At 51.4% G+C, this 9,294-nt stretch carries 10 protein-coding genes (1 of these 10 cut by a window edge); 2 read left to right on the forward strand and 8 right to left on the reverse strand.

The features are described 5' to 3' along the window. Both ACTF5Z_RS08115 and ACTF5Z_RS08120 read right to left on the reverse strand, forming a co-directional pair. On the reverse strand, positions 1-1,319 hold the beginning of the coding sequence (locus ACTF5Z_RS08115; RefSeq protein WP_438985200.1) for a biotin/lipoyl-containing protein. It extends 1,627 nt beyond the left edge of the window; the window shows 1,319 of its 2,946 coding nt (coding positions 1-1,319); it begins with the start codon at positions 1,317-1,319; its stop codon lies beyond the left edge, outside the window. Positions 1,320-1,349: 30 nt separating this feature from the next. Next, positions 1,350-3,083 (reverse strand): acyl-CoA carboxylase subunit beta, encoded by a 1,734-nt coding sequence (locus ACTF5Z_RS08120; protein ID WP_438985201.1) that lies wholly within the window; start codon positions 3,081-3,083, stop codon positions 1,350-1,352. 243 nt (positions 3,084-3,326) lie between these two features. Between ACTF5Z_RS08120 and pabB the strand changes: the two genes are divergently transcribed. After that, on the forward strand, positions 3,327-4,658 hold the full coding sequence (gene pabB, locus ACTF5Z_RS08125; RefSeq protein WP_438985202.1) for an aminodeoxychorismate synthase component I: 1,332 nt from the start codon (positions 3,327-3,329) through the stop codon (positions 4,656-4,658). A 48-nt stretch (positions 4,659-4,706) separates the two neighbouring features. Here pabB and thrH read toward each other — a convergent pair whose 3' ends face one another. The 4 genes from thrH to yajC all read right to left on the reverse strand — a co-directional run bounded on the left by thrH (position 4,707) and on the right by yajC (position 7,617). Beyond that, complete coding sequence (thrH, locus tag ACTF5Z_RS08130) at positions 4,707-5,324, reverse strand: bifunctional phosphoserine phosphatase/homoserine phosphotransferase ThrH (RefSeq protein WP_438985203.1); 618 nt, start codon at positions 5,322-5,324, stop codon at positions 4,707-4,709. 15 nt (positions 5,325-5,339) lie between these two features. Further along, positions 5,340-6,314 carry an HTH-type transcriptional regulator CysB gene (gene cysB / locus ACTF5Z_RS08135; RefSeq protein ID WP_438985204.1) on the reverse strand — a complete coding sequence of 325 codons (975 nt, stop codon included), beginning with the start codon at positions 6,312-6,314 and terminating at the stop codon, positions 5,340-5,342. Between the two features lie 62 nt (positions 6,315-6,376). Next, positions 6,377-7,270 carry a 5'-nucleotidase gene (locus ACTF5Z_RS08140; protein ID WP_438985205.1) on the reverse strand — a complete coding sequence of 298 codons (894 nt, stop codon included), beginning with the start codon at positions 7,268-7,270 and terminating at the stop codon, positions 6,377-6,379. A gap of 2 nt (positions 7,271-7,272) precedes the next feature. Further along, positions 7,273-7,617: a preprotein translocase subunit YajC gene (yajC, locus tag ACTF5Z_RS08145; protein ID WP_009575368.1), complete on the reverse strand. Its 345-nt coding sequence runs from the start codon at positions 7,615-7,617 to the stop codon at positions 7,273-7,275. 245 nt (positions 7,618-7,862) lie between these two features. On the opposite strand from yajC, the gene ACTF5Z_RS08150 reads away from it, so the two are divergent. Further along, a complete protein-coding gene (locus ACTF5Z_RS08150) occupies positions 7,863-8,312 on the forward strand; it encodes a MarR family winged helix-turn-helix transcriptional regulator (RefSeq protein WP_438985206.1) in 450 nt (149 codons plus the stop codon). Here ACTF5Z_RS08150 and bcp read toward each other — a convergent pair whose 3' ends face one another. Continuing rightward, positions 8,313-8,774 (reverse strand): thioredoxin-dependent thiol peroxidase, encoded by a 462-nt coding sequence (bcp, locus tag ACTF5Z_RS08155; RefSeq protein ID WP_423848492.1) that lies wholly within the window; start codon positions 8,772-8,774, stop codon positions 8,313-8,315. Positions 8,775-8,799: 25 nt separating this feature from the next. Continuing rightward, on the reverse strand, positions 8,800-9,294 hold a 495-nt coding region (gene rmuC / locus ACTF5Z_RS08160), incomplete at its 5' end, for a DNA recombination protein RmuC (RefSeq protein ID WP_438985207.1).

Here is a 9,294-nt window from a genome sequence, read left to right on the forward strand (position 1 = left end):
ACTTGGATTCGAGTATTCATTTCCATAAAGAAGTGTTTATCGCGATCGACGATGCACTCAAAGGTCGACACCGAATCCAGCCCCACTGCTTCGCCAAACCGCGCCGCCTCATCTTCCATTGCGACCAGCGTTTTTAAATCTTGCTCTAGCACACCTTGCTCAGTCGCACGCCCCTGCTGTTTCGCTTCTTCAATAGCGGCCTGTAGTGATTCAACAGTCACCGACACTTCCAGTAACTTCTGCTCGTGCATCTGAAGCGAGCAATCGCGCCCGCCCAAAGTCATCGACCATTCACCGTTACCGATCACTTGGATTTCTTGGTGGCGCGTGGTTTCGATATTGAGCTCGACCAAAACGTTTTTATTGTCGCCAACGCCGGTCGCTTTCACTTCGTTCAAGATTTCACGGATTAACTCGGGAGTTTTTCTAGCCGCCTGCTCAATACGTGAGGCTTCGTCGCCCTCATAAGCCGATGGCGCAGCCAGGATGCGTTGCCCCTTCCCGCCACCGCCCGAGATCGCCTTTAATCGTACGCGATTGCTGGGGTACTCTGCATACATTCGCATAACGGCTTCGGTGAGCGTTTCTGATAACTCATCAACAGTGTATAAATCGATACCCTTATCGTAGGATGCTTGAAGCACTAAATCCGCTTTGTCTTCCAACGAGACATCCGTTTGATCCAACAGTGATTCATCTAAAGGTAATGCTTGCTCGGCAACTAGATCCTTAAGGGCTTGAATGGTTGGATACTTCTTTAGCAGTGTCAGCGCAGTGCCGTTGTCGATGCCTGGCGTAACACTGACACCCACACGGAGAGCCGTTCTTTTCGCCTCATCTTTGAGGCCAGCATCGTGCACGGTTTTGGAGCAGGGTCCAACAAAATTAAGCCCTGCCTTCTCCATTGCCGCGACCATGGCTTCGTCTTCTGCCATGAAGCCATAACCTGCGAAGATCGAATTGTAGCCATTGGTGTGAGCTATCGAAATAATTTGCGCTATGCGTTGTTCCCGCTCTTCTTTATTAGCGCCGGTATAGTCGGGTACTCGGTGAATGTTGTTTGGGTCTTTGATTGCCCGTAGCTCAGGTGCCAAGGCATCCTGGTACACAATTGAATCTTTTTCGCTGAGCAAGATGCCGAAATCCTTGATACCCATCTCGACAAAGACATCCATCGCTTCTTTGCGAATGGGGCCCCGGCAAATAATCAGAGGCCGCAATTCGCGACAGTCGAACTGACGAATCCACTCGGAAGCGTGCGCATGCAGCTGACGATTTTTATGGATCAACGGGTTGTTTAAATAATGTTCGTTTGACACTGTTCGTTCCTCTTGAAATCGTCGACGTGCTTAGTGGAATTCGCGCTGAACGCCGCCCATGGGCTCTGGCGTGTAGTGTCGTAGGCAGAATGCCATTTGCTCACCCAGCACTTGACGCAGATCCGAGGGCATGACGATTTGCGAAATTGACCCAAGGCTCAAAGCTTCGTTGGGGTTCATGAGCTCTCGCTCGTAGCGCTGTGCCAACAGCTGCTCTTCTGCCTTAACCCACTCATTCACCAACCCCGTCGCCGTTTCTAACGCTTCGTTTTCGCTCATGCCTGCTGCACGCTGGGCTTCGGCCTCCTGAACAACTTTGGATTTGGCGGACTGGCGAATTTTACGGAGCTCATCTTTGTACACATATTCGACACCCGCAGGCCCCATAACGGCCACTCGTGTGGTAGGCAATGCAACGACGAAGTCTGCTCCCGTCGGGTAGTTGTTGTAAGACGCATAGGCACCACCGAAGGCGTTACGAACCAAAACAAGGAAGCGAGGTGTCCTTAGGTCGACAATTGCGTCGAGCATTGCGCGACCTGCCTGAACAATACCTCTGCTCTCTTGCTCTCGCCCCGGTAAAAACCCGGTGGTATCTTCCAAGAAAATAATGGGGATGTTGTACAGGTTGCAAAAGCGGATGAAACGTGCATTTTTGTAGGCCGCGTCAACATCGATCTGCCCCGAGGCTACCGCTGAATTGTTGGCCACAAAGCCCACAACGTTGCCCCCCATACGCCCTAGAGCTGTAATTGTGTTGCGTGCTCGCTCAGGCTGTATTTCTAAAAAGTCACCATGATCACACAGTTGCTGAATCAGGATGCTGATATCGATGGGAGTGTTGAAGCCTGTTGGAGAATTAAAGGCTTGCTTAAGCAATATATCGATATCCCATGTTTTGCGACTTAGGGGGTCACTGGAAGCCTGCAACGGCGCTAACTCGCCAGCATGGCTGGGCAAATAGTTGAGCAACTCGCGGACCTTTCTAAGCGCTGCGACCTCATCGGGCACGACGAAATCGGTGACGCCACTCTGAGAATGCACTTTGGGGCCCCCTAATTCGTCTGGGGTCACGTCCTCACCGAGCACAGATTTAACCACGCCGGGACCGGTTAATCCGAAGAAGGTCTCGTTCGGCTGTATTAAAAAGCTACCTTGTCGGGGAAGGTATGAGCCACCACCTGCGTTAAAGCCAAACATACACATTATACTCGGCACAACGCCCGAGATTTTGCGCAAAGCAGTGAACGCGTCGGCATAGCCATCTAAGCCACCAACGCCAGCTGGGATATAGGCCCCCGCCGAATCATTTAAACCAACCACCGGGATTTTACGTTTTGCGGCGAGTTCGAACAGTCGCGCCAACTTCTTCCCGTTGGTGGCGTCCATAGACCCTGCTCGCACGGTGAAATCGTGCCCATACACCGCAACGTCACGGCCATTGACCTGTATGAGCCCTGTGACCAAGGAGGCGCCATCAAGGTTAGGCCCCCAGTTTTGATAGAAGACAGTAAATGGTCCGTCGGTTAGACACTGGATGCGTTCCCAGATTGTCATGCGATTCTTTTGGTGCTGACGCATTATCGCTTTAGTGCCGGCAGCTACATGAGGCCGCTGCTGCAAATTCCAACCGGCCTCCAGTGACTTCTCGTAAAGTCCCGGTTCACCAACGATCGCCCCGGGCACAGTAAATTGCTTGTTCTGCTTCTTCTGAAACGGATTGGAAAGCGTGGGCTCGAGTTGTTCCGTGTTTTGTTTGGTCATAGAGTCGTGTCTCTTATTGTACTCAAGAGTGCGTTGTGGCTGTTCATTGTTTGCGCGTCAAGTGCTTGAACCACCTTGCGTTTCGATAAAAATTTAAGCTTGCCCACACTACCGCAACGGCCAAGAAAGTCAATTTGTGACCTGTATATGCGATTGAAATTAGAACCCTCATTTGGCTTAGATCGCATGATGCCGCAAGACCGATTAAACTAGGGCATCTGTTCATCATTGTGATCATAGTTCATGACCCCAGCCCCAAGTCGCATTCCGCTTTCCCTGCCCTCAGACGCCGCAAGCGCGATAGCAACGCAGCTGCACGGTGAGCGCGGTTTTATCTGGTTAGACAGCGCAAACAGCGGCGGCCAAGCGCAAGGTTTCAGTTTGGTGTCGTGTGCTCCAGCCGAGACGATCGCCCATCGGCCCGGTAGTGCGAGCGCATCAGACTTTTTGGACAACTGGAATCAGACCTACCTCGAGCGAGCAAACCAGCACGAGACCTCACTGCCGTTCACTGGCGGCTGGCTAGGCGCGTTGTACTATGATTTTGGTGAAGAGCTCATGGGTATTGACTGCAATTATTCTGGGGGGGGCGCTACCGCTTATGTGGCGTACCACCCTTGGGCAATCGTTTTTGATCACCAGAGCAAGTGTTCTTACTGGGTGGACGACGGCCGCCCTCTAGATGACTTCGCACAAGCGCTCAAAACCTCCCTGCTCACTCGGATTGAGCCTTCTCCCGCACCAGAAATTGGCGCGCTTGAGGCGCTGAAATGGAGAGCCATCGAGCCTAAACATGACTATCTAGATAAGGTCGAAAAAATATTGCAGTACCTATTGGCAGGCGACAGCTACCAGGTGAACTATGCACAACCTTTCGAAACGCAACTGGAGAGCTCTGCCTGGTCGCGATATCTTGCGTTGCGTGCAAAAAATGCAGCGCCATTCAGCGCCTGTCTGCTCCAGACCTCGCTAGACGATATATTATGTTTTTCACCCGAGCTTTTTATCAGGGGTAATGAATCTTTACTTGTCACGCAACCGATTAAAGGTACAACACCAAGGCATAACGATCCGGATATCGATCGCAGGCTCGCCCAAGAGCTCAGTGACTCGCACAAAAACCGCGCAGAAAACGTGATGATCGTGGATTTGCTCCGTAACGATTTAGGCCGCGTATGTAATCCGGGTTCTATTCGTGTGAATTCGCTTTGCGAGCTACACTCTTACCCCAGCGTTCACCACCTGGTCAGCGAAGTTCAGGGCACTCTTGCTAAAGAGATGACACCGATTGATGCTCTAAAAGCGACATTTCCGGGCGGCTCTATTACCGGAGCGCCAAAAAAACGCTCCATGGAAATCATTCGGGAACTCGAACGACTCCCTCGAGGTATTTACTGCGGTAGCATCTTGGCACTTTCTAATAACGGCAATTTTACGTCGAACATTGCCATTCGTACGATCAGTATCAAAGATGGCTACGCGCGCGTCTGGGGTGGTGGCGGAATTGTAGCCGACTCAAACGCCGACGATGAGTATCAAGAGACGTTCGATAAGCTATCGAAGATTTTGCAATAGCGCTCTGCGACCGAGGGCGATCCAGAGCGCTGAGGCAAGCGTGCAGAGCTACAGCTTGATGTCTCGACTGCTCGCATGGGCGATTAAACGTTTCAGATCGTCATATTCATCAACTGCTTTAAATTGAGGAAATTCAGCTTTGACGTTGGCTGGCGCGTGAAACAAAAAGCCTACGTCAGCTTCGGACAGCATCGTGGTGTCGTTGTAGCTGTCCCCTGCCGCAAAAATGGTGTAGTTGAGGCTGTGTAGGGCTTTGATCGACGCCCGCTTGGGGTCTTTTTGCCGCAAGTGGTAATTCACTACCATGCCGTCGGTATCGGTCTCGAGTCTGTGACAAAACAAGGTAGGCCACCCGAGTTGTTTCATCAGCGGCGCTGAGAACTCGTAGAAGGTGTCACTCAAAATAATGACTTGGAAGTTCTCGTTTAACCAGTCGACGAAGGCCTTTGCTCCGGGCAGAGGCTCGAGTGTCGCTATCACGTCCTGAATATCGCTTAACTTCAAGTTATTGTCGCGCAGAATTTGCAGACGATATTGCATTAGCACATCGTAATCCGGTTCATCTCGGGTCGTTTTCTTTAACGCCTCTATTCCGGTTTTCTCGGCAAATGCAATCCATATCTCGGGAATCAAAACGCCTTCGAGATCTAAACAAACTAGTTCCACTGTATATCCTTTTGACTATAGTTTTGGTAATTCGATACCAGCAAACAGGCGGTCGACCTGATCACTCTGTGTTAACTGCATTGCTGCTGCCACCCGCTCTTTGGTCAGGTGCGGCGCAAACAGCTCGATAAAATCGTACATGTAGCCTCGCATAAAAGTGCCGCGCCGACACCCTATCCGAGTCACACTGCTATCAAACAAGTGTTCGGCGGGCAGAGCCACCAAATCTGAATCTGCTGATGGATTATACGCCATGTGTGCGACAATACCGATGCCTAAGCCCAGTCTGACGTAGGTTTTAATAACATCGGCATCCGCCGCGGTAAAAACCACCTGAGGGGTTAGATTTTGACGCTTAAACGCGGAATCTAACTTAGATCGACCGGTAAAGCCGAATACGTAAGTCACGATTGGGTACTGCGCGACCTCTTCAAGTGTGAGTCGCTTTACCTTGGTAAGTGGGTGCTCTTTTGGAACCAAAATACAACGGTTCCACCGATAACATGGCATCATAATGAGGTTGTCGTACAGCTCTAATGCCTCGGTGGCAATCGCGAAATCGACTTCGCCGTCACTGGCCATGGCTGCGATTTGAGCAGGCGTCCCCTGTTGCATGTTGAGAGTGACATTGGGATAGCGCGCCATGAACTCTTTAATGACCATGGGTAATACATAACGCGCCTGCGTGTGCGTAGTCGCCACACTGAGCGTGCCACGCGTATTGTCTGCGAAGTCTCGCGCTGCCTGCTTGATACCCTCTACGCGTTGCAGCACTTCCCCAGCCGCTTCGATGATAAGTTTACCTGCGGGGGTGATTTCGGTGAGATGTTTGCCGCTACGCGCGAAAATCTCGACCCCCAACTCGTCTTCAAGCATACGAATCTGCTTACTTATGCCCGGTTGCGAAGTAAACAAGCTCTGTGCTGTCGCGGAGACGTTTAGGTCGTGATGCGCGACCTCCCAGATATACTTTAGCTGCTGCAATTTCATGATTTAACGCCCACCGTCTTATAACGATAGGCTACAACGAAGCGCGATTTCCCACAAGTTGGTTATAACTGGTCCGACCCCTGATTTGCCACACCGTGGGGCACGTGCCCCGTGGCGACATGCGCGCTCGCCGACGCACAGTGTGATGCTTGATCATCGAAAAACACGTCAGCTTGATAGGCCTTTAGAAACGCTGATTTGTCCATGCCACCCAAAAAAATAGATTCGTCGATTCGAACATTCCAAGCTCTCAGAGTGCGAATGACCCTCTCGTGAGCTGGCGCAGATCGCGCTGTGACAAGCGCTGTTCGGATAGGTGATTCGTGCTCGGGCGCCGACTGCTGCAAATCGTGTAGTGCCCCCAAGAAGCCTCTAAAAGGTCCCCCCGACAGCGGCTGTTTTGCCGACGCTCGCTCCGACGCTGTAAACGCCTCAAGTCCTTCTTGTTTATAAATGCGCTCAGCCTCGTCGGAAAACAGTACGGCATCACCATCGAATGCGACGCGGAGCTGCGCGTTGCTTGATTTCGTTGTACCGTGGGACACCAAAGTTGCTGCCGCTACACCATTATCCAGCGCGTGTCGCACATCTTCGGCCTCGGTCGACAAAAACAAGTGGCACCCAAATGCAGTGATGTACCGCCACGGCGCATCACCGCCGCAAAACGCGGCTCGCGTTATCGGCAGTTGGTGATGTTCTATGGAGTTGAATACTCTAAGCCCCGTATCGGCGCTATTACGAGACAGCAGCACGACCTCAACGCCCGCATCAAAGCGAGCGTTAAGATCCAGCAATTTCCTTACGAAACCAAAAGCCTCTCCGGGCGCAAGAGGCTCATCCTCATGCGCAATCTGGTACGCTGCATAGGCATCGAGCCCCTGCTCCTCGTAGACGCGGTGACTCTCGCGCATGTCAAACAGCGCGCGCGAGGAAATCGCGATAACCAGATTGGGCATAATTACGCGTCAGTACCGATATTCTTCAGTGTCCCCTTCGGCAACACTGCGTGCACGTGTAACCGCTGAAATTTCATGTCCACCTTATCGGCTACGGTGACCACCATATAGGTATCGTCGAGTTTAGCGACACGTCCCAATATGCCGGAGGTCGTAATAATTTCGTCGCCCTTGGCCAAGTTGCTGACCAGCTCTTGATGCTCTTTTTGGCGTTTACGTTGCGGGCGAATTGCAATGAAATAAAAGAGCACGAAGAGGCCGACCAAAAAGAAAATTTGGAACAGTTCGCCGCCTGGTGGCGCTGCATTGGCTGCTTGAGCGTGGGCTGCTGGGATGAAAAAACTCATGGGGGGCTCCAGGTTAAAATCGAAGCGCCATGCTACGAAACTTCGCGAAAAACGTCCATTAATTACGCACAAAGATTACCCTTTTTCTTCGGCCTACCTCGATGATTTGTCCGTTGCCGCTGGCACTAATACCTTAAAATTAAGCAGTAAAGCCCTTTACATTACAAAAAGTTTAGACAACAATGCGTCACAATTCTCGAAAGAGTTGGGTCTGGCCCACACTCTGCGTTATCAAGGAATGTGAAATGTTAGATCGCGTACTTCCCCGCACACTGCTAGCTTTAGGGCGCGCTTTTGAAAAACGTGCACTATCGGCACTACATGCCGATGGTCATTTAGGATTGCGGCCCTCTCACTTCGCCGTATTTTCTTACATTGGCCTCGGTACTGTGCGGGTGTCTGAACTTGCCGACAGAGCCCAACAAACGCAACAAGGCATGGGGAAAACCTTACGGGAGCTCGAGCAGATGGGCTATATCGAGCGCGCGATCGATTCGCAGGACCGCCGCGCGAAGGCTATAAAGCTCACAAAGAACGGCCGAAAAGTCGCCGAGCACATTGCGAAGACTTTCAGCGCGATAAGAAAAGAGCAAGCCGAACAACTGGGTCAGAAAGATTATGAGACCTTTGTCGCCTTGCTAGACAAATTGGTAGGAGTCACTGGATTAGAGACTCCTGCGCCCTTTTGGAAGTAACTAACCTACAAGAGCGAGCACGTCGTCGTGATGAGTCTTGGTCTTCACTTTGGCCATCACATGGGAAATAACGCCATCACCGTCTATGACAAATGTGCTCCGCAGTATTCCCATAAACTCTCGACCCATAAACTTCTTGAGACCCCACGCGCCGTAGGCTTCGGCGACACTGTGGTCTTCATCCGATAAAAGGGTGAAGTTTAGATCATACTTATCTTCGAACCGTTTCAGGCGCTCGTGCGGATCTGGGCTTAGGCCGAGAACTACAATGTCTCGTGATACGTAGGCGTCATTGGTATCACGTAGCCCACAAGCTTGCGTCGTGCAGCCAGGTGTCATTGCTTTCGGGTAGAAGTACACGACCACCGTTTTGCCCTTGTAGTCACTTAAGCGCACAAGGTCACCATTTTGGTTCTGTAATGCGAAATCGGGGGCTTTATCACCAACGTTTAAAAAACTCACTTGTGTACTCCTTAGGTAAGGTTGTTTAATCGATATCGTCGGAATCGACTTCGTTCCTGTCAATGCGAGCCTGATCCTTAAAGTCGGAAGGAATCTGCTTTTTGTGCCGAGCGCCAAGATCGCTGAGCGCGCCGATTCTAGATACCAGGTTCCCTTTATTCGTATTCAAACGCGCTTTGGTTTGCTGCAGCGACTCGCTTGCTCTATTAACGTAGCGCTCGACCTCCTGAATCGACTCTAAGACCAAAACGGCCTGGTCGAATAAACGACCCGCTTGGTCAGCTATTCGCTCTGCATTGCGATTTTGTTGCTCGTAGCGCCACACGGTCTGCACGGTCTTTAGCGTGGCCAATAAGGTGCTCGGGCTCACGACGATCACGCCTTTGTCGTAGGCTCTGCGAAACAGTTCCGGCTCACTTTCGAAGGCCGTGATAAATGCCGATTCAATCGGAATAAACAACAAAACGAAATCCAGCGTTTGTAGGCCCTCAAGCAACTCGTAATTCTTGCTGGCAAGCGT

The sequence above is a fragment of the Aequoribacter sp. genome, from assembly GCF_965659035.1.
GTDB lineage: Bacteria > Pseudomonadota > Gammaproteobacteria > Pseudomonadales > Halieaceae > Aequoribacter.